Annotated in this window: 22 protein-coding genes; 19 read left to right on the forward strand and 3 right to left on the reverse strand. The window is 45.3% G+C overall.

Annotated elements, in window-relative coordinates; genetic code table 11:
• The first annotated feature begins 5 nt into the window (after positions 1-5).
• The 6 genes from AC58UU_RS00170 to AC58UU_RS00195 all read left to right on the forward strand — a co-directional run bounded on the left by AC58UU_RS00170 (position 6) and on the right by AC58UU_RS00195 (position 8,735).
• A complete protein-coding gene (locus AC58UU_RS00170) occupies positions 6-1,820 on the forward strand; it encodes a HEAT repeat domain-containing protein (protein WP_497311910.1) in 1,815 nt (604 codons plus the stop codon).
• Positions 1,796-2,887, forward strand: a complete 1,092-nt coding sequence (locus AC58UU_RS00175) for an ATP-binding protein (RefSeq protein ID WP_497313098.1) — start codon at positions 1,796-1,798, stop codon at positions 2,885-2,887. Before AC58UU_RS00170 ends, AC58UU_RS00175 begins: the two co-directional genes overlap by 25 nt.
• A complete protein-coding gene (locus tag AC58UU_RS00180; RefSeq protein WP_497311912.1) occupies positions 2,845-5,217 on the forward strand; it encodes a DUF5682 family protein in 2,373 nt (790 codons plus the stop codon). Before AC58UU_RS00175 ends, AC58UU_RS00180 begins: the two co-directional genes overlap by 43 nt.
• Before the next feature lie 3 nt (positions 5,218-5,220).
• Entirely contained in the window at positions 5,221-6,432 is a 1,212-nt protein-coding gene (locus tag AC58UU_RS00185; RefSeq protein WP_497311914.1) for a VWA domain-containing protein, read from the forward strand.
• Between the two features lie 75 nt (positions 6,433-6,507).
• On the forward strand, positions 6,508-7,623 hold the full coding sequence (locus AC58UU_RS00190) for a stalk domain-containing protein (protein ID WP_497311916.1): 1,116 nt from the start codon (positions 6,508-6,510) through the stop codon (positions 7,621-7,623).
• A gap of 155 nt (positions 7,624-7,778) precedes the next feature.
• Positions 7,779-8,735: a 3'-5' exoribonuclease YhaM family protein gene (locus AC58UU_RS00195; RefSeq protein WP_497311918.1), complete on the forward strand. Its 957-nt coding sequence runs from the start codon at positions 7,779-7,781 to the stop codon at positions 8,733-8,735.
• A 63-nt stretch (positions 8,736-8,798) separates the two neighbouring features.
• Here AC58UU_RS00195 and AC58UU_RS00200 read toward each other — a convergent pair whose 3' ends face one another.
• Positions 8,799-9,260 carry an Lrp/AsnC family transcriptional regulator gene (locus AC58UU_RS00200; protein ID WP_497311920.1) on the reverse strand — a complete coding sequence of 154 codons (462 nt, stop codon included), beginning with the start codon at positions 9,258-9,260 and terminating at the stop codon, positions 8,799-8,801.
• A 267-nt stretch (positions 9,261-9,527) separates the two neighbouring features.
• Here AC58UU_RS00200 and AC58UU_RS00205 point away from each other — a divergent pair, with 267 nt between their 5' ends.
• The 11 genes from AC58UU_RS00205 to AC58UU_RS00255 all read left to right on the forward strand — a co-directional run bounded on the left by AC58UU_RS00205 (position 9,528) and on the right by AC58UU_RS00255 (position 22,759).
• The gene (locus tag AC58UU_RS00205) at positions 9,528-10,913 is read left to right on the forward strand and encodes an amidohydrolase family protein (RefSeq protein ID WP_497311922.1); all 1,386 of its coding nucleotides are present in this window, start codon (positions 9,528-9,530) and stop codon (positions 10,911-10,913) included.
• A 13-nt stretch (positions 10,914-10,926) separates the two neighbouring features.
• A complete protein-coding gene (locus AC58UU_RS00210) occupies positions 10,927-11,922 on the forward strand; it encodes an aromatic ring-hydroxylating dioxygenase subunit alpha (protein ID WP_497311924.1) in 996 nt (331 codons plus the stop codon).
• Positions 11,923-12,123: 201 nt separating this feature from the next.
• Positions 12,124-13,224 carry an ABC transporter substrate-binding protein gene (locus AC58UU_RS00215; protein ID WP_497311926.1) on the forward strand — a complete coding sequence of 367 codons (1,101 nt, stop codon included), beginning with the start codon at positions 12,124-12,126 and terminating at the stop codon, positions 13,222-13,224.
• A 47-nt stretch (positions 13,225-13,271) separates the two neighbouring features.
• Complete coding sequence (locus AC58UU_RS00220) at positions 13,272-14,639, forward strand: amidohydrolase family protein (protein ID WP_497311927.1); 1,368 nt, start codon at positions 13,272-13,274, stop codon at positions 14,637-14,639.
• An 8-nt stretch (positions 14,640-14,647) separates the two neighbouring features.
• Complete coding sequence (locus tag AC58UU_RS00225) at positions 14,648-15,364, forward strand: NAD(P)H-dependent oxidoreductase (protein ID WP_497311929.1); 717 nt, start codon at positions 14,648-14,650, stop codon at positions 15,362-15,364.
• A 110-nt stretch (positions 15,365-15,474) separates the two neighbouring features.
• On the forward strand, positions 15,475-16,296 hold the full coding sequence (locus AC58UU_RS00230) for a creatininase family protein (RefSeq protein ID WP_497311931.1): 822 nt from the start codon (positions 15,475-15,477) through the stop codon (positions 16,294-16,296).
• A 47-nt stretch (positions 16,297-16,343) separates the two neighbouring features.
• On the forward strand, positions 16,344-17,141 hold the full coding sequence (locus AC58UU_RS00235; RefSeq protein WP_497313100.1) for an ABC transporter ATP-binding protein: 798 nt from the start codon (positions 16,344-16,346) through the stop codon (positions 17,139-17,141).
• A gap of 9 nt (positions 17,142-17,150) precedes the next feature.
• Positions 17,151-18,500, forward strand: coding sequence for an FAD-binding oxidoreductase (locus tag AC58UU_RS00240; protein WP_497311932.1), 1,350 nt, complete (start codon positions 17,151-17,153; stop codon positions 18,498-18,500).
• 134 nt (positions 18,501-18,634) lie between these two features.
• A complete protein-coding gene (locus AC58UU_RS00245) occupies positions 18,635-19,414 on the forward strand; it encodes an ABC transporter permease (RefSeq protein ID WP_497313102.1) in 780 nt (259 codons plus the stop codon).
• A 58-nt stretch (positions 19,415-19,472) separates the two neighbouring features.
• Positions 19,473-20,693 (forward strand): amidohydrolase family protein, encoded by a 1,221-nt coding sequence (locus AC58UU_RS00250; protein WP_497311934.1) that lies wholly within the window; start codon positions 19,473-19,475, stop codon positions 20,691-20,693.
• A gap of 167 nt (positions 20,694-20,860) precedes the next feature.
• Positions 20,861-22,759, forward strand: a complete 1,899-nt coding sequence (locus AC58UU_RS00255) for an ATP-binding protein (protein ID WP_497311936.1) — start codon at positions 20,861-20,863, stop codon at positions 22,757-22,759.
• A gap of 49 nt (positions 22,760-22,808) precedes the next feature.
• On the opposite strand, the gene AC58UU_RS00260 is transcribed toward AC58UU_RS00255, so the two are convergent.
• The gene (locus AC58UU_RS00260; RefSeq protein WP_497311938.1) at positions 22,809-23,048 is read right to left on the reverse strand and encodes an NHLP leader peptide family RiPP precursor; all 240 of its coding nucleotides are present in this window, start codon (positions 23,046-23,048) and stop codon (positions 22,809-22,811) included.
• 80 nt (positions 23,049-23,128) lie between these two features.
• Positions 23,129-24,061, reverse strand: coding sequence for a hypothetical protein (locus tag AC58UU_RS00265; protein ID WP_497311940.1), 933 nt, complete (start codon positions 24,059-24,061; stop codon positions 23,129-23,131).
• A 244-nt stretch (positions 24,062-24,305) separates the two neighbouring features.
• On the opposite strand from AC58UU_RS00265, the gene AC58UU_RS00270 reads away from it, so the two are divergent.
• Positions 24,306-25,229 (forward strand): ABC transporter permease, encoded by a 924-nt coding sequence (locus AC58UU_RS00270; protein WP_171642990.1) that lies wholly within the window; start codon positions 24,306-24,308, stop codon positions 25,227-25,229.
• 19 nt (positions 25,230-25,248) lie between these two features.
• On the forward strand, positions 25,249-26,142 hold the full coding sequence (locus tag AC58UU_RS00275) for a carbohydrate ABC transporter permease (protein ID WP_497311942.1): 894 nt from the start codon (positions 25,249-25,251) through the stop codon (positions 26,140-26,142).
• Positions 26,143-26,169: the final 27 nt, after the last annotated feature.

The following is a 26,169-nucleotide window of genomic DNA, read 5'->3' on the forward strand; positions in this document are numbered from 1 at the left end:
AACCTATGAGTATAGATCTATTGTTTGAGCTGCAGCATGAGGTGCGGCGTTTGTTTATAGCAGGTAGCGGGATGGCGATGGGCGATTTGCGGTTGCAGAAAATGCTTCCCCAACTGCAGAAATTGGGCGAGTCGGCTCCGGTGTTTAACCGAATGGCTCAAGCGGTTAGTCAAGTTCTTGAGGCGGAGACGAGTGGCTCAGCGAGCAGACTTTTAGAGTTAGGAACACTCTTGAATTCCGTACTGTACACACAAGGAAAAACGGAGACGAAAGAGGAACTCGTACCTATGGAAGGGACGGGAGCGAATCTTTCGACGTCAACCCCTTACCGCAAGCTGCAACCACTCATTGAGGCGTTGACACAAAAAGGTCAGGGCCGAATGGAGCAGATTCGTCAAGGGTACGACGATGGGTTGTTTCATGATTTCCGCGTCATACCTGCGGCTGTTTCTGCGTTAGATGACAGTTATGTAGAAATACCCGATTTTCTTCATCGAAAGGTGCTGCCCGCACTTGGAATGGAAGCACTGCCCGCGCTTCAGCAGCAATTTAGGCTGGATGGCGGGAAAGGTGACGCCCGCAGATTGGAGCTAATCCATGATTTGCTCCCCACATCTGCCCTAGACCTCCTTTTGCAAGCTGCCAAACAGGGTTCAACGGAAGTCCGCTCCACGGCGATTGAGCTTCTGGGCGATTACCCTGATCAAGAGGATTTTATTTTGGAGCAAGCTGATGATAAGAAAAAAGAGGTACGCAGAGCCGCCTTATTCGCCTTATCTCGTCTTGGGACGGAGCAAGCGATCGCTCGCCTTTACAAGGCACTGGGTTCGAAGGATCAGGATCTTGCCATAGAGCCAATTCAATTATGCAAGGCAAACGATTTGACTCTTAGTGTCATCGGGCATGCGGAAAGTGTGTTGGAGCGAATCGTTCAACGTACAAACGTGGAAGATTCCGCACAGCAGTTGTTAGTGGACATCCGCAGCTTACAAGGTAAAAGAGTACTGGATGTCGTTGATTTCCTAGAAAAATTGCTGTCTACGCCTAGTTTTATTGTTCCGGAAACGGAAGTCGTACAGGAGGCTGCTGCCGATCTTCTGCTGCAATTAGATCTGCCGGAGGCAGACCGTTTTGCTGTTACTCTACATGAGGCGTACAATCGCAAATTTATTGCCTACAGCTTTAGAGCGGCTATCAAGATTCTTCCTCCAGAGGACGTCTACGAACGCTTTTGCCATGATCTTAAGGATAAAAAGCAGCCGGCGGCTAAGGATTTATTGCGAGTATTGTATGAAGTGACACCGACGCTGCTGCACCAATCAGATGATCCAAATGAGGCTGCTTCATCCGATTTTACAACATGGGATCCAAGATGGGTGCATCTGTTTGTGAAATTGGACGAGGAAGAGCTCGTGTGTAGATTTGCTCAAGACCCGGATCCGAAAATCACGGCTTATCTAGTCAAAAAATGCGAAGAGCTGCCTAATTTTAACCGAAATAAAACAGCTAATATGTTGTTGATCCTCTTCAGCCAAAACTATCAGGATGCGCCTAGGCTGCTCATGGATATATTGGAAAAAGGCGGAGCCAAGCAATTCTATTACTTGGATCGTGTCCAGCTTACATTGCTTTCTTTACTGCCAAGGCCATATGCAGAGAGACTGCAGCTATTCGCAGAAGGGCTATCTTATCAAGGCATGAAAAATCAACTGCTAGAAATCGCGGAAACGATAGCTGCGAAGTCGGAACAAAGCGAACGCTCAGATAATGAAGAGAAGGGACAGGGATTATGGGGATGGATCAAAAGCAAGATGTCGTAAGGTTACCCTCTGAACGTCTATACATCGAAGAATTGGCAGCTTTAAAGAAATTGGATCAGGATGCGAAACCGGCCGGGTGGCAGCTTTCTCCGAAGGCAGTACTGACATTTCTGATAGGTGGAAATGTAAAAGGGGTCGCGATTACGCCGAAATACATCGGCAACAAGCGGCTGGTAGAAATGGCAATAGCTACGCTGTTGACAGACCGAGCTCTCATGCTGATTGGAGAACCAGGGACGGCTAAGTCTTGGCTTTCGGAAAATCTGACGGCAGCGATCCATGGGGATTCTGGCAAAGTCATTCAAGGAACGGCAGGCACGAGCGAGGAGCATATCCGTTATTCTTGGAATTATGCCATGCTGCTGGCGCAAGGACCTTCCGATCAGGCGATTATTAAAAGCCCGATTTTCCGCGCGATGGAAACCGGAGGGATTGCCCGATTCGAAGAGATCTCGCGCTGCGCGTCAGAGGTACAGGATGCTCTGATCTCCATTCTATCGGAGAAGACGATCTCGATTCCGGAGCTGGGCAGAGAAGTGTTCGCTGCTCGGGGATTCTCTATCATCGCAACGGCCAACACACGCGACCGCGGAGTAAACGAGATGTCAGCCGCCTTGAAGCGGCGTTTTAACATCATCGTACTTCCATCCCCTTCGGATATTGATACGGAAGTGGAGATTGTTCGCAAACGTGTCAGAGAGATTTCGACGAGCTATGAGTTGAGAGCGTCGCTCCCAGAGGAGGAGGCGGTGCGCAAGGTTGTGACGATTTTCCGCGAGCTGCGCAGCGGGATGACACTCGACGGCAAAGAGAAGGTGAAAGGGCCGAGTGGAGTGATTTCGACAGCTGAAGCGATCTCGCTTCTAACGGGCAGCATGGCGCTTGCGGGAAGCTTTGGCAGCGGACAGATCAGTGAAGAAGACATTGCCGCTGGGCTGCAGGGAGCTATTGTGAAAGATGAAGAGAAAGACCGCCTCGTATGGAAGGAATATCTAGAAAATGTGATGAAAAAGCGGGGATCGACATGGAGAAATCTGTACTTCGCGTGCTCGGAGATGAACAATTAGATCGCAGTCAGGGGTTTCATGTTTTTGGTATACGGCATTTATCTCCTGCAGGTGCTTTCCACCTGCTTGCTTTCTTAGATGAAGTGAAGCCTACTGCAGTGCTCGTTGAAGGACCCAGCGACGCAAGCAGGTTTATTGCTGAACTGACCTCTCATGGCGTTGTTCCGCCGATTGCCATTTTGGCGTATACGGATCAACTGCCTGTGAGAACGCTTCTATACCCGTATGCTGATTATTCGCCGGAATATCAGGCTTTTCAGTGGGCTAGTCGCAACGGTGCACAGGCTGAATTTATCGATCTGCCCTCCGAACATGCTTTGGCTCTATACGAGCAAAGGAATCGTAGGTTATCTACTGCTGAGGGAGAGAGCAATCAGACTGAGGACGACGCTTTTCGGGCGTATATCCACGAACAGAGGACACTGTATCAGCAGCTTGCTGAATTGTCGGAAGAACCGGACTACGAAGCTTACTGGGAACGGCATTTTGAACATAATTTGCAAAAAGACGCCTACCGTCATGGCATTTATCAATTCTCGGCTCAAATGCGGGAGCTTACTGCGGGGCAGGAGTGGCAATATGCGCCACAGGAAGCGGCTTACAATGAGATTCGGGAAGCTTACATGCGGCGCAAAATTCAGGATGCTATTAAAGCTGGGCACGCTCCTGAGAAAATTGTAGTCGTAACCGGAGCGCATCATGCCTCCACATTGGATTTCCGCTTTCCTGTGATGACGGATGAAGAGATGAAGGGGCTGCCCAAGACGACAACCAAGCTTACGCTGATGCCTTATTCTTACTATAAGCTGTCTTCGCACTCGGGCTATGGGGCAGGTAACCAAGCTCCCGCTTATTTTGAGTTGTTCTGGCAATGCCTTCAAAAAGGTGATCTGAGCAGGCTGCCTTCTTTGTATTTCTCACAGGTAGCTGCTTATCTAAGGGAACATGGCACTTATAGATCCACAGCTTCGCTCATCGAAGGTGTAAGGCTGGCGGAGGCTCTTGCTGCTTTGCACAATGGGAATCATCCTACTTGGAAAGACCTTCGGGACGCAGCAACGGTATGTCTCGGTCATGGGGAGCTTTCGACAATTGCGGAAGCTTTGGCAAGGACAGACGTGGGCACGGCCATCGGCAGATTGCCAGAAGGAGTCAGCCAGACGCCAATTCAAGATGATTTGAACAGAGAACTCAAGCGGCTCAAGCTGGAGAAATTCAAATCTATGGTTGCTACAACCTTAGAGTTGGATTTACGCGAAAACCGCAGGGTGAAGTCGGAGGAAGCCGCGTTTCTGGATTTGAAGCGGTCTGTTCTCCTGCACCGGTTGGAATTGCTCGGCATTAACTTTGCCAAGAAGCAAAGAGTGAATCAAGACTCCGCATCATGGGCGGAGAATTGGGTGCTGCAGTGGACGCCGGAAGCTGAGATCCAAGCAGTGGAGTCGACCTTGAAGGGGGAGACGATTGAGCTGGCCGCGGCTTTCGTGCTGAAGGAGCGACTCGATGTTTGCGGCGATATCGCGGAAGCTTCGCGCATTATTCGAATCGCTTGCGATTGCGCGTTGACGGAGCTAATGGAGCAGGCCAAATCCACACTGCAAGGGCTTGCGGTGGATGCAGGCAACTTCGAGCAGGTCGCAGGGGCGGCCTACGAGCTGTCAGTGTTGATCCGTTATGGATCGATTCGCCGAATCGAAACGGATACCCTTGTTCCGCTGCTCCAGCAGTTATTCCTGCGCGGAACGCTGCTTCTCGTAGATAGCGCGGGCTGCAACGATGATGCCGCTCAGGGCATGGTTCGAGCGATTCAGTCGCTGCACACAATTGCCCAAGACCATTTTGAGGCCGTAGACGACAGTCTGTGGTTGAATAAGCTGCAAGAGCTGGCTTCTCGCGATGACCGAAATGCAAAGCTGTCGGGCTTCGCATTCGCTATTTTGCTTGAGCGTAACGAAATTCCGAATGAGCGCGTTGCTCAGGAAGTTTCACGCCGCCTGTCACCAGGGATTCCCGTTGACCTGGGAGCGGGATGGTTCGAAGGCATGTCGATGCGCAACCGATACGCGTTGCTGTCTAGGCAAACGTTGTGGCAGCAGCTCGATGCCTATATCGGATCGCTGGAAAAAGAGGCATTCCAACGTTCACTTGTGTTTCTGCGCCGAGCTTTCGGTTCATTCGAACCGAGGGAGAAGGCAACGGTAGCCGAGATGATGGGCGATATTTGGGGTGTTGGTGCAGATAACGCCGGAACTGCTTTGCAGCAGCCATTAAGTGAGGAAGAGAAGGAGAAGCTGGATGAGCTCAACGATTTTGATTTTGGGGATTTGTAGCCTATGACCATAATAGATCAAGAACAATTGAAGCGATGGCGGTTGATCCTAGGTGCTGCTTCCGAAGAGAAGCTGCAGTCTTATGGCGCTGGAGATGGAATGCTCGACGAGGAGTCGAGACTCATGGATGAAGCGCTTGCCGCGATCTATGATGAGACATCCGGCATTAGTGCTGATGACGGATCGAACGTGAGCGGCCCCCGCAAAGCGGGGCTGGGGCCTTCGTCCCCGAAGCTTGCTAAGTGGTTGGGAGATATCCGCACCTTTTTCCCACCGGACGTGGTCTCCGTCATTCAGTCCGATGCCATTGAGCGCAAAGGGTTGAAGCAGCTGCTCTTCGAGCCGGAGCTTCTTTCCCAAGTAAAGCCGGACATCCAAATGGTAGCCACGTTAATGGCGCTCAAAGGGAAAATACCGGAGAAAACGAAAGAAACAGCAAGACAATTAGTGAAGGCCGTTGTAGAAGAAATCGTGAAGCGGCTTTCTCAGGATCTGCGCCGAGCTGTTACTGGTGCCTTGAATCGCAGGCAGCATTCGCCACTGCCGTCGTCCACAGGACTGGACTGGAACACAACCATCCGCAAAAATCTCAAGCACTACGACAAGGAGCGCGGTCTCCTGCTGCCCGAAAAAGTCTACTTCTTTGACCGAGCACGCCGGAGCAAAGAGTGGACGGTTATCCTGGATATTGACCAAAGTGGCTCGATGGCGGGTTCCGTCATTTACGCGTCTATTATTGGTTCGATTTTCGCCAGTATGCCGGCTCTGGACACACGAGTGGTTGCTTTTGACACCGAGGTCGTTGATTTAAGTGAGCAGTGTGCAGAAGATCCCGTAGATATGCTGTTTGGGATTCAGCTTGGCGGGGGAACGGATATTAACAAATCCATTGCTTACTGCGAGCCTTTTATCACGGAGCCGAAGAAAACGCTGTTTATCTTGGTCTCGGACTTATATGAAGGCGGCAATCGGACAGAGATGATTCAAAGGCTTGTCGACATGCATCAGGCTGGTGTGAAGACGATCTGCTTACTCGCTTTATCTGATCAGGGTGTGCCTTCTTATGACGATGCCGTTGCTAAAAAACTGGCTCAATACGGTATCCCTTGTTTCGGATGTTCTCCCGAGAAGCTCCCGGAATTCATTGAAGGTGCATTAAAAGGGCATGATCTTGCGGTGCTTGCGGAGAAGGTGACGCATGGTAAGGGGATGTAGCTTATAATACTGGCAGCCGAACAGTCCTAAGCGTAAATTCAATGAGCAGTATTTTTGGGGAAAGGGAGTGTGCTCTTGAAAGGTAGGATTCACGGATTGCTGTGTTTTGTTTGTTTACTGGGTCTTTTTATCGGCTTTATGACGCCTAAGGCGTATGCTTGTTCCCGCGGTCCAACAACGTTTGAGGAAGATTTTCTGGAAGCGAGTGCGATCTTTACGGCTAAAGTCACGAGCGTGGATGCCGTGTATCCGTCGCAGAAAATAGCAGTGGTGGAACCAGATAAAGTATTCAAGGGACAGTCTCCGTCCTTTGTTGTGACCAATGATGATTCGGACCAATGCGGTGCCGGGATCGAAGTTGGAGAAACCTATTTATTTTACTCCCAGAGATGGGATTTACCTTACGTTAGTGTATTTGATACGCATCTTCTTAGTACAGAAAGAGCAGAAAAGCTGACGCATTGGCTCTCAGATAGGATTGAGAATCAACAACCTAAGCCTCCCCGCACGGAGACTATTCTTGCCCACAGGCAGGGAGAGATCCGGATATTTTTTGAACATCATGATATAGGGTACTCGAAAAAGTCGTTCATAACGAACAACTCCATTTATGTTCCTCTTTCCTTTTTCAACGATTCACTTTGGCATTCGGCGGACTGGAATGAGGATAAGAATGAAGTTGTCATCGATACAACGAACCGTTTAGAATTCGAAGAGCCAGATCCCGATGCCCTCCTTGCTCCCCATAGTGGGGCGCCTAAAGAAATTAGCGCATCGTACAAAGATATTAAAATCAAAGTGAAAAGTGAAACCCTAAAGGAACATCCGGAAGCGTTTGTTTCGGGTGATGAAATCTTCATTCCTTTACGCGCCATTGCTGAAAAACTTGGTTATGAAGTCGAATGGGTAGACAGTTCTTCTTCTGTCATTCTCCACATCCCTCTTGAAAAGCAAAGTGGGCCCAAAACTTTGGCCATGAGATATATCAATAATACCGGGTTGGAAGTCGAAGTTAAGCCGGAAACGGTTCCTTTTGCGGAAATGTTAAAAGATGAGCTTGGATATCGAAAATACGGATTACAATTTTATTTGAAAATGGATAAACAGGACATTCGGCTGTTGATGTCTTATGAACTCCTTCGCAAAATGAAAGTGACGCTTCATTTCGTCAAAAAGTTGGGGCGAAATTAGGAGAGCCGATGAGCGAGATACCTCGCAACAGGATACTGACTGTAAGAGACTTTGAGTGAAAACATCAGCACTTGCTCAAATTTCTATCATTTTCTATTAATTAATTCTATCTTATTCGTAGTATAATGTTCCTAATGACATATGGAGGAACTAAAATGACGTTAATTAAGCAATTGCAAGCACCAGAAGAGTTTGTAGGCTACTACCTTATTAAAGAATTAGAAGTTAAACAAACGAATACCACGCCTGCCAAAGATTTCATGGACATTGTATTATGCGATGCTAGTGGGCAGATCTCTGCAAAACTATGGGATGTTAGCGCGACCGATAAAGAGACATTTTTCCCGATGACGTTGGTCAAAGTTCAAGGCTTAGTTCAAACCTATCGCGATAAATTACAGGTGAAAATCGGTAGATTACGCAAGGCACTGCCAGAGGATGGCATACAAATTACGGATTTCATTCGTTCAGCACCGATTAGTCCAATTGATCTTATTCATACGATAAATCAAGTTTTGGAAAGTATTACGAATCCGACCATCAAGTCGATTGTTTCATTCTGTGTGACCAAAGTTGAAGAGAAGCTGAACCATTACCCTGCTGCCAAAACGCATCATCATGCCTATTTCGCCGGCCTTGCTTATCATATTGTTCGGATGCTGGAAATTGGTGAATTTATATGTAAACAGCGGCCATTTCTCAATCCCGATTTAATTAAAGCGGGCATCATTCTGCATGATATCGCCAAACCTGAAGAAATGATCGCGCAGTTAGGGATCGTTTCTGATTACAGTGTGCAAGGAAAGCTGCTCGGACACATCTCGATGGCGTCGAACTGGATTACGGAAGCTGCCTTACATCATGGGATTGATCTCCAGTCTGATGTTGTCATTGGTCTGCAGCATATTGTGCTGTCCCACCACAACTTGCCTGAATGGGGGAGTCCGGTGCTGCCTCAAATTCCTGAAGCTGTTGCTTTACATTACATTGATTCGATGGATGCAAAGCTGCAGATGGTTGAGGATACCCTGCTGACAACGCCGGAGACAGAAGCATGGACGCCGATGATCCGCGGATTAGAAAATAAGGCGATGTATCGTTTGAACTTATAATTTTTATCAAAATAACGAAAACTGCGTGAGCACAGATGCTCGCGCAGTTTTTTTTGTCTTTTCTCACAGTTCCAATCCAGTTCCTTGTTTAAACCGTTTAATGACGACCTGCGTGTTAACGCGTACGACGCCTTTCAATTTGTAGATATTTTGGTAGAGGAAATCTTCGAGCGCAGCATCGTCTTTGAGCAAGGCATGCATGTGCAGGGAACTGCTCCCCGTCATTTGATAAATACTAATAACGTTGGCGTCAGCAGAGAGCATATTACCTACTTCCTCAGCAAAACGCGGCTCCACTTCGACTTCGAAAAAAGCGCTGACGACTTTACCTAATTTCGTCGCGTTCAACCGAATTGTGAAGTTTTCGATGACTTCCTTTTCGATGAGGTTTTCGACTCGTTTTTGAATCGCGACACGTGAGAGATTGAGTATTTCCCCGATTTTTGCATAGGATATCCGGCCGTTATCATGTAGTAACTTGATAATTTCTTGATCTATTTGATCGAGGTGAGGAAGCTCTAACATAGGCAAGACTCCTTTTCGTAAATATATACAGTTGTTAATTTTATCATAGTATTCTCATTAAAAGAACGGATTTTACGTTAAAAATCAAACTATGTTAATCAATATGGTTATAAATATAATAAAAACGTAACCTTATCAAGTATTTGCATTTACAAATGGAGTTGACGATAAAAATGTTCGTTCATATAATAATGTTAATTAACATAACACATAAAGAAAATAAACGATGTTATGTTATGTTATATAACATAAGAAGGTGGTGGTAATATGTCAAACAAATTAATTTACAATGGAACGGTGTTGACCATGAATGCCACCAATCAGATTTTCAAACCTGGCTATGTATATATGGAGCATGATGTGATCCGTGAAGTGGGGGAATGGAGATCCGACGGGAGTTTGGACTATTTAATCTCACAATCTACGTATACGTACAATGCTTCGGGTAAAGTCGTCATTCCCGGGATCATCAATGGCCACACCCATTTGTTTCAAACGTTCATGAGAGGGGTATCGGATCACTCCCCGCTCGCACAATGGCTGAAAGAAATTATTTGCCCGATGAGCCTCGCGATGGAGCCTGAAGATTTTTATTTAGCTGCTTTAATTGGATGTATCGAAAATTTAAAATCGGGCGCGACATATATGATGGATCACCATTATATCCACACGTATCCAGAGAATGATGCAAGTGTGTTGCAAGCGATGGTTGATTCTGGGATTCGTGGACATTTGGCCAGAGGTGGCTCGGATTTGGCTGGAGAAGTTCGCTTAAGGGAAACAGAGGAGCAGATATTTGATAGTACAGATCGTTTACTTGATGAATGGGATGGCGCTGCCTCCGGTCGGATTCGAATTGCATTAGGGCCGCTTAATTTATATGGATGCTCCCGAGGGTATCTAGAGCGGGCTGCTGTCTTTAGCTGGGATCGCAAGCTGATTTCTCACGTACATGTCGCTGAAACGAGCGAACAGATCGACACGACGATGGCCCGCTATGGCCTGCGCAATTTGGAATTGCTGAATGAAGTTGGACTGCTGGGCGAGCAAACTCAGGTTGTTCACGGTGTGTGGCTCGATGATGGAGAACTAGAAATGATTCGTGCAAAGCAAGCTTCCGTCATCCATTGTCCAGTATCCAATATGTACTTAGCTTCTGGTGTTGCCAGAGTACCTGAAATGCTGCGTATGGGTATTAACGTCGCCCTAGGTACCGATGGTCCTGGCAGCAATAATTGCCAAGATAACTTAGAGGTGCTGAAGTTTACGGCGTGCTTGCATAAGGTGAATGAGCTGGATGCTACTTTATTGCCGCCGATGGATGTGCTGCGTATGGCTACTGTGAATGGTGCAAAGGCTGTTGGAAGAAGTGCTGATTTGGGCAGTCTTGAACCAGGCAAGAAGGCAGATCTAGTGACCGTAGATATGCTCAAAGCACACATTAGTCCCGTGCATCGCGCTTCTTCAGCGCTAGTTTATAACGCGAACGGTAATGATGTCGATCTCGTTATTGTTGGCGGTCAGGTTGTTGTAGAGAAGGGAAAAAGCACATGGATCGATGAGCAGGAAGTTCTAGAGAGAGCACAAGCAAGGGTTGATGCTCTGCGCAATAAGCTGGCGGGGCAATATCCTGTTTTTGCAAATATAGAGTAGGAGGATGATTTCAATGGCTTTACAACGTCTACATGATCCTGTCCTTGAAAATGATTGGCATGCTGTGTACCTCGCGAATGAGCTGAAAGACCAACCTGTGGGTGTCATCATTTTGGGTGAAAGAGTAGCGATTTACCGCTCTAGCAAAGGGGTTCATGCCCTGCAAGATCTATGCGTTCACCGTGGAGCCATGCTTTCCAGAGGGTGGGTACAAGATGATGTCCTAGTCTGTCCATATCATGGCTGGCAGTATGATTCATCTGGGCAATGTGTCTGTATTCCAGCTCAGCCTAAGGGAGAGAAGATTCCTCTCAGAGCTAAAGCGCAAACCTATGCCTGTGAAGAGAAATACGGCTTTATCTGGGTATGTATTGGTGAACCCGTAGCGCCTTTGCCTCATTTCGAAGAGTTTGCTAATCCGGAGTTTCGTCCATTACCATGCGGCCCATACAAAGTTGAGGCAGCTGGAACGAGAGTGATCGAGAATTTTACAGACTTCGCACATTTGATGTTCGTCCATCAGAATTTGCTCGGACACCCCGACTATGCGGAGCTGCCTGACTTTCAGGTTATCAAGGAGAAGGAACGCATCTATATCGAAAATATTCCGATCTTTCAACCTGTTGCCCATTCTGGCTCGGATAAGAGTGAAGGTACGACATACGTATATATGAAGGAAGTTTATCGGCCTCTATCGGCTCGATTGTCCAAAGCAGATCCGAGCAATGGCCAAACCTTGTGGATTATGTTGACGGTTTTGCCTGTAGCCGCAGAAGAATGCGTTGTATTCATGATGGTATCGCGGAATTATGCCTATGACGTAGATGATGCGAATTTTATTCGCTTCCAGGATATCGTGTTTGAACAAGATGCGAGGGTAATCGAGACTCAGAAGCCGGAGCTGCTGCCACTGGATCTGCAGGTCGAACTCAACCATAAGGTGGATCGTTTTTCCATTGCGTATCGTCGTTGGTTGAAAGAATTAGGTGTGGTAGTTGGCGTGATATAAGGGAATGTTCGTCTTTCAAACAATATTAGTGTGTTTTTATAAAGCAATTCTTGAAAAAGTAATAAAAAGACGTACTTTTATTGTGTGAAAATACAAAACGTTAGTCTATTCGTTGACTTGAACAGGCCATCAACTCTATATTTGACTAAAGATTGATAAGTTCTTTTGTAGAGAAAACCAAATATGGAGGGGAAGTTTAATATGAAACCATTTCATCTTACTAATCCGCTTGCAGCGAAACGCCCAGTTGTTTTGTCCATTAGCTTAGTTATGATCACAAGTATGCTCGCCGCATGCGGTAACGCGGGCTCCTCGGTTTCAACGTCAGCGCCAACTACAGCACCATCGGCTGCAACGACGGCTTCCGCTGCTCCAGCAGCTTCACCGGTTTCAACTACAGCTCCCAAAGCAGTCGTACCTGCAACTGTTGTTTTAAACTGGTTCGCCGAACCAGAACATGGCGGGAACTTTGCGGCCTTTGCCAAAGGATACTACAAAGACGCAGGATTTGATATGACGCTTATGCCAGGTGGTCCGCAGGTTTCTTCTACACAAATCGTAGCTTCAGGCAAAGCGCAATTCGGTATGGCGAATGGCGATGATATCTTAGTAGCCAGACAAGAGGGTATTCCGATTGTAGCCATCGCAACCTCCATGCAAAAGAGTCCACAAGCTGTGTTTTATCATAAAGAAGATGCTGCGATTAAAGATTTTGGTGATTTAAACGGACATAAGGTATATGTGGCTTCAACGGCCAGCTTCTGGCAATTTATTAAGAAGAAATACAAATTAGACAGTGCCCAAGAAATGAAATACACAGGTCAATTAGTTAACTTTGTCAGCGATCCAAAAGCTCTTACGCAAGGGTATGTAACTTCTGAACCGTTCACGCTCACTCAGCAAAAGGTAGAGCACGGCACGCTCTTGGTTGCCGATTCCGGTTATAACATTTACGCTGGCGTATACTTCACTACGGAGAAAATGATTGCTGAACATCCTGACCAAGTGAAAGCTTTCGTCGAAGCTACGGTTAAAGGTTGGGATTATTACAAGGATCATTCCGAGGAGATCAATCCTTCCATCCAACAGAAGAATCCAGATATGGGCTTAGATATGATGAAATACAGCGCTGCTAAAGAGATGGATTTTGTATTCGGCGGAGATGCAGTAACCAAGGGAACAGGAGTAATGACCAAAGAGCGCTGGACAGAAGTTCAGAAGCAGCTTGTTGATGTAGGTGTTCTGAAAACAGCAGAGAACATCGACAAAGTGTTCACAACGCAATTTTTACCTAAGAAGTAAGGATAATGAGGGGAAATAATCAGGGGGTGGCGGCATTGGCTTCTAGTATGAATATGGATTTAGTGAACGTTCGATTGCCAATGGAGGATGAGGGACATTTGTTTCGTCTCTCGATTCGTGAAGGCGTTTGGACTCAGATTCAGAAGCAAGAAGCTAATGCTGCCCATTCTGGTGCAATATCATTGGAACAATGGAAACCGCAGCTTGGTACTGGTGAGTCGGGCGTTTCGTTTATTGACCTTGAAGGAAAAATAATACTGCCAGGCTTCGTAGATGCTCATATGCATTTAGACAAATCGTTCTCGCTAACTACGGTTGAGAACCGGAGCGGGACCTTAGAAGAGGCCGTACGCAATTATTCAAGTGCATCACCGTCTTTTACCAAAAATGAGATTAAATCAAGAATCATGCGTTCGGCTTTGCAAGCTTTGTCATTTGGTACAACGCATATTCGTACACATCTTGATTTCAATTTGAGAGCCTCACGTGAAGTAGCGTTACGTACAATTGAGGCTGCTTTGGAAGCCAAAGAAGCCTTAGCGCCTTATATCAGCTTTCAGTTGTTTCCGATGTGTCCCTACAATTTCATGTCACTAGATGTTGATGCCGTGGAGGAAGCACTAAAGATGGGCGTCGATGGGATTGGCGGAGCACCGCATTTATCATTAACCCCTAAGGAAGATATCGATTATATATTCAAATTAGCAGAGAAATATGATGTGCCGATAGATCTTCATTGTGACGAAACTGATAATCCAGCTATGCGCACAATCGATCATATCGCTTTGCGAACGAAATTAGAGGGCTATTCAGGAAGAGTTACCGTCGATCATTTATGTGCGTTAGCCTCGATGACGGATCAGGATGCTCACGGCATCATAGAACGTATGGCTGACGCGAGGCTCAAAGCAGTCTCATTACCCGCAGTCAATTTGTATTTGCAAGGAAGGCATGACGGATTCCCCGTTAGACGTGGTGTAACTCGTTTGAAGGAAATCTGGGAAGCAGGCATTCCTATTGCCGTGGCTTCTGATAATATTCACGATCCTTTTCACCCTTTTGGCAGAGGCGATTTATTGCAAATTGCTCTTATTAGCTCTTATGCCGCTCATATGGGGCGACCGGATGATCTTCGCACACTGCTGCGCATGATCACAGATGTGCCCGCCGAGGTGCTGGGTTTAACATCCTATGAGGTAAAGGCTGGTAATCATGCGAATTTTATTATCATAGACGGAAGTACGCCGGAAGAGCTCTTTACCATGCTGCCTGAACGCCGTTGGGTTTATAGTCAAGGAAGCTTTGTACGAATGGCTGCAAATAAAGCAGAGTGGCAGGATAAGGCCTTAGCTCATTATTGGCAAGAGGCAAGTGAGAATGTATCCTTCCATAAACATGAATTTGCGAAAGGGTGAGCGGCTTAATGGCTAACCTATTGGTCATCTATTACAGCGCATTCGGTCACGTATTTCAAATGGCTCAGGCTGTTGCAGATGGAGCTAGCCAATCCGGAGCGCATCAGGTTAGGATCGTTCGTATTCCGGAAATGATTGCTGCTCAAAATCGTGTTATTCAGCAAGATAAAGAAAGATCCAGAGAAGGAAATGAGAACTTGGCAAGTGCAGCGACGCTTTCTAAGCAATTCCGCTTAACAGATCGTTACAGTAAATATGAAGCTACGCAAGCTTTACAGCAGGATATTCCTATCGCAACGAATGATGATTTGCGTTGGGCGAATGGCATTCTATGGGGATTTCCGACGTATTATGGCACGATGCCTGCTCAAGTTAAGCTATTTCTTGAAATGGCTGGAGAGCTTTGTATCGAAGGTGCTTTGGAAGGAAAACCGACGGGCATTTTTAATAGTACTGCTTCCATCCATACGGGACATGAAGCCTCTATTTTAACCGCTATGGTTCCCTTATTCCATTTTGGCATGATATTCGTGGGACTTCCTTATTCGGAGAATCCCGAATATTTAACGGCTGATGCGATTGGCTGCTCGCCTTATGGGGCATCGACATTGGCTGGGCCGGATAGTTCGCTATCTCCGGATCCAAGAGAGCTTCTGATGGCAGCTCGATTAGGAGAGAGGGTTGCTGATGTAGCCGCTGCTTTACAGCTATTCCAAGCAAGATAAGCTTAATTTTTGAAAGACGCTAACTTGAAAGTTTAAGATCCGCTCTTCCCTTTGAGTCCGGGTCTTTTTTCATAAGAGCTTATGCGTACTATAATGTCCATCATCTGGAGGTGCTCAGCTTGTCATTCAGTCGCTATCAAGGTAAGGCGTGGGATCGCTGCTTTTTTCCCCGCTTAAGTAAGCTCGAGGTTGCTCAAGTTCCCAAAGATGATGCGCTCATCGTTCTGCCAGTTGGCGCGATTGAGCAGCATGGTCCGCATATGCCAGTGTTTACCGATACATTAATTTCCGAAGTGCTATTGACCGAGGCTTTCGAACAGCTTCCCGATGATGCGAATATATGGCTGCTGCCGGCCATTCCGTATGGGAAAAGTACAGAACACCTTGGTCATCCAGGAACCATAACGTTATCAGCTACTACATTAATTGCTGTCGTGATGGATATAGCGAAAAGCCTGTGTAAAAGCGGATTTCAGAAATTAGTACTGGTGAACACGCACGGGGGTAACACGGATTTATTAAATATGATGGGCCGGGAAATCCGTATTGAAACGGGGCTGGCTGTATTTCGATTAGATCCTGGTGGACTCGGTGCCGCTGATGAGTGGATAACGCCGCTGGAGAAGCAGGCTGGTATTCATGCTGGTGATATGGAAACTTCCTTAGTGATGTCTGCTAAGCCACATTGGGTTCATATGGAGCTGGCTCCTACGGAATATCCGAATTACCCGGATTCGCGTTATTTGGGCCTTCGCAGTCGTGCTTTTGCTTGGGTGATGGATGATTTATCTCATTCAGGCATTTCAGGTGATGCCACGCAAGCAACGATAAAGAAAGGCTATGCGATGGCTGAAAAGTACGGTATACATATCGCCGAGGCGTTGCTCACCTTTCAAGCCTTTGAAATGAAGTCATTGAAAAAGGAACAATAACGGAGGAAAGTTCCAAAAATCAAATACAGGAGATGAAGAAAATGGCTATGAATTCTTCTCTGATCCATACATCCAATTCACAAGTATCCGGTCCAAAATTCGTAAGTATGGAGAGTCTCTCTAAGACTTATCCTAATGGAACGATTGCCTTGCAGGATGTGAATCTAACCATACAAGAAGGGGAGTTCCTTTGTTTTGTTGGACCATCTGGGTGTGGGAAATCAACGATTTTCAAGATGATCACAGGTCTTGCCAAGCCGAGTAAAGGGACGTTAGATGTGTTTGGAACGACACCCAAAGAAGCGCGCAAGCAAAGTGATATCGCTTTTGTTTTCCAAGATCATACGCTGCTGCCTTGGTCTACGGTAGAAGCTAACGTAAGATTGCCGCTTGAATTGCGCGGTGTAGATAAGAAAACACAGAAAAAAGAGGCTCAGCGCGTGTTGGAGTTGGTCGGCTTGAAGGACTATATGAAGGTGCTGCCTAGACAGCTCTCTGGGGGGATGAAGATGCGTGTCTCCATCGCGCGTGCACTCATTTCGAGACCTAAGCTGCTTCTCATGGATGAGCCCTTCGGCGCCTTAGATGAAATTACGCGTCAAACCTTGCAAATGGAGCTGCTCAATATTTGGCAGCAGGATAAATCGATGACCGTGCTATTCGTCACGCATAACGTATTCGAATCGGTGTTCTTATCCACAAGTGTTGTTGTGATGACACCGCGTCCCGGTAAAATATCGGCAAGGATTGATATTCCTGTCCCTTTTCCTCGAGATGAAAACTTCCGTACAACAACGCAGTTCAGTGATTTAGTTCGTGAAGTATCTGCCGCTTTGGATCATTGATACGAAAGGGTGAATAAGCTCATGGCCATGAATATTAGCTGGGAGAAAGAGATACAGGAGCAGCTTGCTAAAGAAATCGTGTTTGTCGATGGCGAAACGAGAGAAAAGCTCTCTAAAGATTATTACTGGTACTCTCCTGTACTTAATCGGCAGTTGCAAAATATGAAGACGGCTGATGTCGTTGCCATACCGCGCAATGAAGCTGAGGTGGCAGAAGTATTGGCCTTCGGTTACCGCCATAACATTCCAGTTACCGTTCGTGGAGCTGGTACAGGTAACTATGGTCAGGCGGTCCCTCTGCAGGGCGGCATTGTCTTAGATTTAAGCCGAATGGATGAAATTCTTGAAATCGGGCCTGGGTTTGCTCGTTTACAATGTGGAGTTCGTCTAGGTGTCATTGATAAAAAGGCTCGCGAAGTCGGACAAGAAATTCGCATATACCCCAGTACTTATGTTAAAGCGACGGTGGGCGGCTTTGTGAGTGGGGGTTCCGGCGGAATCGGCTCGATTACCCACGGAAACCTATGGGATGGCAATGTGCTGGAAGCCGTTATTTATACGATGGAAGAATCTCCGCAGCGCTTGGTTATCCAAGGCCGAGATTTATTTGATTATATTCATAATTATGGGACAACCGGCATTTTGACCGAGGTAACCATACCGCTTTCTCCTCGAACAGAGTGGGCTCAGGCAATTGCTAATTTCGATACCTTCGAGCAGTCGATGCGATTCGGAGAGGCTCTTGCCAGAGAGGAAGCTATTCTGAAACGACTCATTGCTCCCATGGAGTGGCCAATTCCCTCGTATTTCGTTCCGTTTGCCAAAGTGATTAAGCCTGGCATGGCAGCTGTCATGCTTGAATTTGCTGAGGATACGCTGCCGCTAGTCGAGGCTCTTGCCCAAAGTTTTGGCGGCCACATCGGCCATCTTATTGAGGCTAAGAATTACCGGAAAACGATCGGGGTATCGGATTTTACATGGAATCATACGACGTTATGGGCAATGAAGACGGACTCTTCCATGACGTATCTGCAAGCTGGCTTTAAGCTGGATTGCTATATGGAACAAATACAGAAGATTAAAGACAAATATGGGGAAGAAGTTTACTTGCATTTTGAATGGGTACGCAGCGGTGGGGAAATCTCGCCAAATTCGCTTCCGGTTGTTCGCTTTGAAAGCGAAGAACGCTTATACGAGATCATTCACTATTGTGAATCCATCGGCGTGAAAATATTTGATCCTCATACTTGGGTGTTGGATCATGGCGGACGTGGTGAAGTTGGCAGCATGGAGCGTAAGAAACGTGAGAATGATCCAAGAGGGCTGCTGAATCCAGGGAAAATCATTTATGAGATGTAAATGAAGGGGGACGTACAATGGCTGTAGATTCTAAATACCTGCAAATACTACCGGATGAAATATTCCCTGCCCGCGAACGGGCGGCCTGGGCTAATCGATTGGAAGATGGGGCCTCGCCAGGGCGTCGACTCCTGATGCTGCTTAAGAATCTTTTGCCACCCATGGTTGCTTTTGTTGTGTTCATCGGAGGCTGGGAGCTCATTGCGTATTTAGTGAAAGCTCCTGTTTATCTCGTACCTAAGCCTTCCGATATCGTAGCAGCAGCCGTCGAAAACAGACATGGACTATGGGTATCTGTAAGGACAACGACGCTGGAAGCTGTGCTTGGATTTTTCCTCAGCATTATATTAGGAATTACAGGTGCCATTCTATTGGCAAGCTCCAAATGGATTGAGAAGAGTGTTTATCCATATGCGATTATTTTACAGACCATTCCGATTGTCGCCATTGCCCCTCTCATTGTGATATGGTTCGATGCGGGTGTGAATGCGATTGTCATTATTACATTCTTAATCGGATTCTTCCCCATGCTTTCCAATACGTTAATTGGTCTAAATTCCACGGATCAAAATATGAGTAACCTGTTTTATTTATACAATGCAAATGCGATTCAAACGATGTGGAGACTGCGCATACCAGCTGCCCTGCCTTATATCGTAGCCGGTCTGAAAATCTCCTGTACGTTATCCGTAGTCGGGGCTATTGTCGGTGAGTATATTGCAGGTATCGGCGGAGGTCAAGGTGGACTTGGTTATGCGATAACGTATGCCGCAGCTCGTTTAAAAACACCTTATTTATTCGCATGTGGACTTTCAGCATCAGCACTAGGCATTATTTTCTTCTTACTAGTCAACGCTTTCGCCAAATGGCTGCTTAGTTCCTGGCATGAATCTGAGATGAAAAAAGATAACTAAACGGCACAAGGTAAAGAGGGTGAGTTAGCTGCTGGATATTGTATTTCGTAATGTGCGTATGCTTGGACAATCGGAGGGCCGAGGCCTTGTAGATATCGGTGTAAAAAACGGCAAAATCGATATGCTTGGAAGTATTGCCGAACATGGGGAACGCGAAATCGATGGGATTGGTCACCTGCTGCTCCCCCCGTTTGTAGAGTCCCATATTCATTTGGACACCGTCCTAACAGCGGGGGAGCCCGCATGGAATGAGAGCGGGACCCTATACGAAGGCATCGAATTATGGCAAAAGCGGAAACAAGCGCTCACCTACGAAGACGTGACGGAACGAGCAGAGAAGGTGCTTCGGATGCAGATGGCAGCCGGTATCCTGCATGTGCGTACCCAAGCAGATATCTCAGATCCGAATCTGACTGCTCTACGTGCACTTCTTGCCTTGCGCGAGCGTGTAAAACCATACATGAACCTGCAAGTTATCGCGTTTCCTCAAGATGGAATTCGCGCCTGTCCTGATAATGAACGCCGTCTGGAGCAGGCTTTGGAGCTTGGCGCAGATGGTATTGGGGCGATTCCGCATCTAGAGCCTACGCATGAGGAAGGTCTACAATCACTTGAAATTTGCTTCAATATAGCAGAGAAATATGGCTGTTTTATCCATGTTTTTTGTGATGAAATGGACGATGCTCACTCCACGTTCCTAGAAAACGTGGCCCATCTCGCGATTCGTTCTGGACTACGCGAGCGAGTAACAGCTGCGCATGCGAACGCTGCAGCCTATTATGGGGAAGCTTATTACCAGAAGGTGCAAGGAATACTGGCACGCTCAGGCGTGAATATCGTTTGCTGTCCGTTAATCAATAGTGCTATGCAGGGCAGATACGACGGCTATCCCAAAGGCCGAGGGATCACCCGGATCAAGGAATTATGGACGGCTGACGTTAATGTAAGCATCGCGCATGACGATATTCAGACCCCTTTCTATCCGCTGGGTACTGGTAATATGCTGCAAGCAGCTCACATCGCTGCTCATTTAGCACATATGACGGGGCGCGAGGAAGTGGCGGAGCTTGTACGTATGATCACGACACGTGCAGCAAACACCCTGCAGCTTCAGGAATACGGGCTCGAGATTGGTCATCCTGCCAGCTTTATCCTGCTACCAGGAGATGATGCTATGGATCTTGTTCGTGATCAGCCTGGTTGTCGGTATGTTGTGAGCCGAGGCCGCATTGTCGCTGAAACTGTGCCTGCAAGGAGTCAATTGTTCATTACCTTATAATTGTAAAAATTTATTCAATAAGCAGCGCCCCCTGATGTTATTTCACAGGGGGTTGTTTATGTTTTGTTTTTCTTATGTTTACCAGTAAATAAGAAGGAAAGCTTTAGAACCTGTCGAATTTATAATATTGTTAATTACTTACAATTTTCTTCGGGGGAGGAAAATGAATGAAACGGATATCTCTTGTACTCTGGAAAACGATGTTGGTTATAATTATTTGTTATGGATTCATGTCTTCCCATGCTTATGCCGATGAGCAAGCAGATTTGAAACCGATTCCAGCGTGGAGTATATTGTGGATTGATTCAGCCGAAGGAATTGATAATGTCGTGATTCCTTTACCTACCAATAAATGGATAACAGTCAGGAATGGCGACTTGCCTCCCGAGAAACCGAAAGAAGTTTCCTCGGCATGGGTTCGATTCCAGCTTCCGCCTGATGTACCCAAAGACTATGGTATTTACATTGAACAAATTTATGCCCAGCAACTCTGGGTATATATTGGCGATCGATTAGTTCGAGAAATAAACTTTGATTTTCCAACTGATGAACAGAGAAGCTTATTTCCTGTAGGTAGTGAAGATGGGGGGGAATTCGTATATTTAAAGCTGGGGACATCAATGGATCGATTAGGTTTACATTCAGAAATTAAACTGGATCATTATTCAGCTTTGACTCGATCATTTATATTTCGGGATTTGCAGAACATCATTCTAGGCTGTGCATTTCTCTTTATTGCAGCGATTATGCTGATATGTTCTTTCTTTTTGAAGCAAATTCAACTTGCAAGCTGGATTTCACTTAGTTTACTTATTTTAGCTCTAGGAACTATTTTTATTACGTATTCGCCTTTCATGTACGCAAATTTCACGAGTTATGGCGACCTATTTCTTGATTTATTTGATATCTCACTTGCTGTTTTTTTACCAACACTCACCTATTTCTTTGAAAAAATATTTGATAATGGGAATTTTAAGTGGATTAAAGCGTTTAGGAAATTCCAGATTATTTATTCCGCTATTTCAATTGCCTTTATGTTTATTAATCAACTCAATGATTATCGATTTATCAAAGCATATTTCTTTGCGTCTGTTACCGTTTTGGGGTCTATTATGATTATTCAATTCATTTTAATTATTGGCTTATCCATTGTATTCGTGAAAAGAGGGAACAAGGAAGCTGTTATTTTTTCAACCGGTTTTGCCTTATTGGCTCTAATGAGTGTCCTAGATCTAATGTGCTACTATGCCAGTTCTCAAAAATATCAATTTTTCTTGTGGAAATGGGGCGTAGTAGGATTTATAATTGCTCTCATTGTTGTATTAGGTAGACGCTTTGCAATCAATCAGGAGCATATGATCAACTATTCTAAGGAATTAGAGTTTTACAACCATCAGCTTCAGCTCTCGGATAAGATGGAGATGATAAGCTCGTTGGCGGCATCTGTCGCGCATGAGGTGCGAAACCCTTTGCAAGTAACGAGAGGATTTTTACAGCTTGTCGCAGCTAGAACAGATGATAAGAACAAAGAATACATGGGAATAGCGATAGAAGAATTAGATCGGGCTTCGCTAATCATTACGGACTTCCTGACATTTGCAAAGCCACAGCTGGATGAACTCGTTGATTTAAATGTTTCGAAGGAAATTAGTCAAATTGAAGGTATTATTGTACCATTGGCCACATTACATGGTGGGCGGATTACGGTTAGTGTTCCTAATGATTTGTTTATACAAGGGAATTCATCAAAGTTGAAGCAAGTGCTTATTAATATTATCAAAAATAGTATCGAAGCCTTTCAGGTTGATGGCCAGATTCATATATGGGGATATGAGAAAGATAGAGAAGTATATATTCATTTCAAAGACAATGGAGAAGGAATTGAACCTGCGCAGTTAACCAAATTAGGAGAGCCTTACTATTCCACGAAAACGAAGGGGACCGGATTAGGACTCATGGTTACTTTTCGAATTATTGAAATTATGAAGGGACACATTGAATTTAAAAGTCAAAAATACGTAGGTACCGAGGTAGTCCTTAGGTTTCCATCAATAGCTGTAAAATAAAGAAGAGGTGCTGCGCGTAAATGCGTGGCACCTCTTTTATATTTTGTTCTTACCAGATGCTTTCAACGGCATCCGTAGTAACTAATACTTTTGCGGGATTCGTAGGGATGACGAGTACAAACTCAGTTGAGGTTTCTTCAACCGCTTTAACTTTGATGTCATCAGGAAGAGTGATGTTAAATGCTTGTTTTAGCGCGGCTTTAGGATTAGCGATAAGTTGATTCTTGAATGCTTCATCTTCCCAAGCTTTTTGAATAATTTTTTCTTTTAAAATTCCATTGTTCGACATTACGAATCACTCCTTATCAATTGGGTAATTTTACCTACAAGAAAAATTATAGCACGAATATTCAGAATAATCTATCAAAATTAACTAGTTTTCGACAAAAAATAATAGAATCCACCTAATGTTAACATTTTTCTATTTTCTTTGACTTCAAGGGCTACTTTTTGAATGTTTTGCACAAGTGAATCATGGAAATTGATCATTTGTGTCATGGCTATTTGTAAACCTAATAATTGCTCATGATGAGTAATAGCGATTTGTCCATAGAACTCCAAAAAGTCATGAACATACAACTGCTGCTTCACCATTTCAGGCGATACCGGACTATCCGTTGAAAGCTGCATATGCTTACGCAGTGAAGCTAATAAGCAGTTGTAAGAACCTTCTTCCAAATCTTCTTCCCAGTCAGCCCAATCATCCAGCATTTGTAAAGTGATAAGCGTTTGTTCAACAGCCGCTGTGACGACAGGGATAAGGTGAGCTTGATTTGCTAATAGAAGTGCTCCTGTACTGGCATTTTTGACTGGACTTGCTTTCTTAGCGACTTTGCCAATGTCGTGATGAAAGTAATCGGATTGCTGCTCATTGGAAACAGCTTCAGACCATTCCGTGATATACGTCTCGTAGTAACTCCAGAAAGGCGACCCGGCAGGGAACATTTCTCTATAAATGGAGAGGAACTGCATATGAAATAAATTGGCGAGCGGCAGCTTGTCCTTATGCTCACCTTTGGCTGAATCCATGATATCGTCTTGTATAAAATAGTAGAGCATTACGAATACATTCGCTAATGAGAGTTTGTTCATCGACGCTGGTGGCAATTCAGTGATGTCTTTCATCCAATACGGAAGAAGGTAACAGATATAATTTTTAGTGCTTTCTTCTTTTCTCCCGTCAAATGTAGCTAGATAGGCAAGTCCGAGGTGATCTAACGGTGCTGGAAATGCGCTAACGATGCTTTCTGCCTCGGCAAATACGTCAGCAAGATCTTTCTTATGAGCAAGGAACCAGTTCATAGGTTATTAACCCCTTTATTGGTATATTCTTGAAACTAGACTAGCACGAATTCAAGGAGTACACAATACTATTTTTCCGCGATTTAACAACGCAATTATTCACTCTTGTTCACTGAAGTTCATATTGTTCACTTCCACATTCACAGAATAGTTCACATACCTTCGGCAGGCTTCACTATCCAACATCTGCTGCCCGATTTATGATCATCTCAAGACATATTGCTTGAGGGGGATCGATCTACACATGGTCAAACGACGAGGTTTTCTCTATGAATTAATGACGAACAAAATCATGTTTCTTATGCTGCTGCCGACACTGATCTTCTTCTTCATTAACTCATACATTCCGATGGTTGGCATCTATTATGCGTTTACGAGGTTCGATTTCAATGCTGGTTTGTTCGGGAGTCCATTCGTGGGCTTGGACAATTTCTCCTTTCTTTGGAAATCCGGCATTTTAATGAAATTGACGCTGAATACGCTGGGCTATAATTTGGCTTTCATTCTATTCGGTAATGTTTTCGCGATTATTTGTGCCGTCTTGCTAAGCGAAATCCGCAGCGCATGGTTTAAGAAAATTGCTCAGTCTGTCATGTTCTTGCCTTACTTCATTTCTTTCGTAATTCTAAGTGTCATTGTATACAACTTATTTAATTATGAGAGCGGCTTCCTAAACACAACATTGAAGGAGCTGAGCTCGAATCCCGTCGATGTGTACAATACGCCGTGGGCTTGGGTTTTCCTCATCATCCTGTTCTATTTATGGAAAAATCTCGGTTACAGCATGGTTATCTACTTGGCTGCGATTACGGGGATCAGCGAGGAGTATTATGAAGCAGCGAAAATCGATGGAGCTAATATCTTTCAGCGTGTATGGCACATTACCATTCCAATGCTGAAGCCTACGTTTGTTGTGCTCTTATTGTTTTCTCTGGGAAGCATCATGAAGGGACAATTCGATCTCTTTTATCAGTTAATTGGGAATAACGGAATCTTGTTTAACGCGACAGACATTATCGATACGTATGTATATCGCTCATTGAAGGTCACCTTTGATGTAGGAATGGCAACGGCAGCTGGTCTTTATCAGTCACTGTTTGGGTTTATCTTAATCATCTCCGTTAACTACATCATTCGGAAAATTAACGACGATTACGCCTTATTTTAGGGAAGGGGGTGCTGGGAACTTGAGAGTCAAGGATGAGAAATACACGTATTTGTTTCAAACCATCGCATATGTCGTCATTATCTTCTCTTTCGTCATTTGTTTATTTCCCTTTCTGATGATTATTTCGGCATCGCTTACACAGAATGAGTCGATTATCCGCAGTGGTTACCACCTCATTCCTAAAGTTTTCTCCATAGAAGGTTACAAAACGGTGTTTCGGTTTCCTGAGCAGGTGCTCAAAGCATACGGAGTGACCATCTTAGTTACTTTATTGGGAACTTTTATCGGTTTATTCCTGATGACAATGGCAGGCTACGTCCTGCAGCGCAAGGATTTCAAGTATCGCAACCATTTTTCCTTCTATATTTACTTCACGACGTTGTTCGGCGGCGGCTTGGTGCCTTGGTATATTTTGCTGGCTAATTACTTGAAGCTGACGGATTCCTACGCGGTTCTTATATTACCGGGACTTATGAGTCCTTTTCTCATCATCTTGATGCGAAGCTTCATTAAATCAGCCATTCCTGAGGAATTGATTGAATCTGCCAAAATAGATGGGGCGAATGATTTCAAGATTTACTACAGCGTTGTGCTTCAATTATCGATGCCCGGCATCGCGACAGTTGGTTTATTCTTGGCGCTTCATTATTGGAACGGTTGGCTGCTCTCATCTCTCTTCATCAACGATCCGAACAAGTATGAACTGCAATACTACTTGTATAACGTTATCAATACGATGCGCTTTGTGTCCCAAATGGGTGCTGGCACAGGTGTTGTGATGACGGGAGAAATGCCGACAGAATCGACGAAGATGGCAATGGCCATTGTCGTAACAGGACCTATCCTGTTCCTGTACCCGTTCGTTCAGCGTTATTTTGTGAAGGGATTGACAATCGGTGCTGTCAAAGGTTAGAACCGTAGAAGGAGCAAATTAGCAAAC

The sequence above is a fragment of the Paenibacillus sp. JT22N1 genome (genome assembly GCF_059692155.1).

What these genes read in the sequence shown, in the direction of transcription:
- AC58UU_RS00205 (WP_497311922.1), top strand. Translation starts at nt 9,528, where the DNA reads ATGTCAAACAAATTAATTTACAATGGAACGGTGTTGACCATGAATGCC.
- AC58UU_RS00195 (WP_497311918.1), top strand. Translation starts at nt 7,779, where the DNA reads ATGACGTTAATTAAGCAATTGCAAGCACCAGAAGAGTTTGTAGGCTAC.
- AC58UU_RS00220 (WP_497311927.1), top strand. Translation starts at nt 13,272, where the DNA reads ATGAATATGGATTTAGTGAACGTTCGATTGCCAATGGAGGATGAGGGA.
- AC58UU_RS00235 (WP_497313100.1), top strand. Translation starts at nt 16,344, where the DNA reads ATGAATTCTTCTCTGATCCATACATCCAATTCACAAGTATCCGGTCCA.
- AC58UU_RS00265 (WP_497311940.1), bottom strand. Translation starts at nt 24,061, where the DNA reads ATGAACTGGTTCCTTGCTCATAAGAAAGATCTTGCTGACGTATTTGCC.
- AC58UU_RS00200 (WP_497311920.1), bottom strand. Translation starts at nt 9,260, where the DNA reads ATGTTAGAGCTTCCTCACCTCGATCAAATAGATCAAGAAATTATCAAG.
- AC58UU_RS00180 (WP_497311912.1), top strand. Translation starts at nt 2,845, where the DNA reads ATGGAGAAATCTGTACTTCGCGTGCTCGGAGATGAACAATTAGATCGC.
- AC58UU_RS00210 (WP_497311924.1), top strand. Translation starts at nt 10,927, where the DNA reads ATGGCTTTACAACGTCTACATGATCCTGTCCTTGAAAATGATTGGCAT.
- AC58UU_RS00225 (WP_497311929.1), top strand. Translation starts at nt 14,648, where the DNA reads ATGGCTAACCTATTGGTCATCTATTACAGCGCATTCGGTCACGTATTT.
- AC58UU_RS00255 (WP_497311936.1), top strand. Translation starts at nt 20,861, where the DNA reads ATGAAACGGATATCTCTTGTACTCTGGAAAACGATGTTGGTTATAATT.
- AC58UU_RS00185 (WP_497311914.1), top strand. Translation starts at nt 5,221, where the DNA reads ATGACCATAATAGATCAAGAACAATTGAAGCGATGGCGGTTGATCCTA.
- AC58UU_RS00245 (WP_497313102.1), top strand. Translation starts at nt 18,635, where the DNA reads ATGCTGCTTAAGAATCTTTTGCCACCCATGGTTGCTTTTGTTGTGTTC.
- AC58UU_RS00170 (WP_497311910.1), top strand. Translation starts at nt 6, where the DNA reads ATGAGTATAGATCTATTGTTTGAGCTGCAGCATGAGGTGCGGCGTTTG.
- AC58UU_RS00270 (WP_171642990.1), top strand. Translation starts at nt 24,306, where the DNA reads ATGGTCAAACGACGAGGTTTTCTCTATGAATTAATGACGAACAAAATC.
- AC58UU_RS00215 (WP_497311926.1), top strand. Translation starts at nt 12,124, where the DNA reads ATGAAACCATTTCATCTTACTAATCCGCTTGCAGCGAAACGCCCAGTT.
- AC58UU_RS00260 (WP_497311938.1), bottom strand. Translation starts at nt 23,048, where the DNA reads ATGTCGAACAATGGAATTTTAAAAGAAAAAATTATTCAAAAAGCTTGG.
- AC58UU_RS00250 (WP_497311934.1), top strand. Translation starts at nt 19,473, where the DNA reads ATGCTTGGACAATCGGAGGGCCGAGGCCTTGTAGATATCGGTGTAAAA.
- AC58UU_RS00175 (WP_497313098.1), top strand. Translation starts at nt 1,796, where the DNA reads ATGGATCAAAAGCAAGATGTCGTAAGGTTACCCTCTGAACGTCTATAC.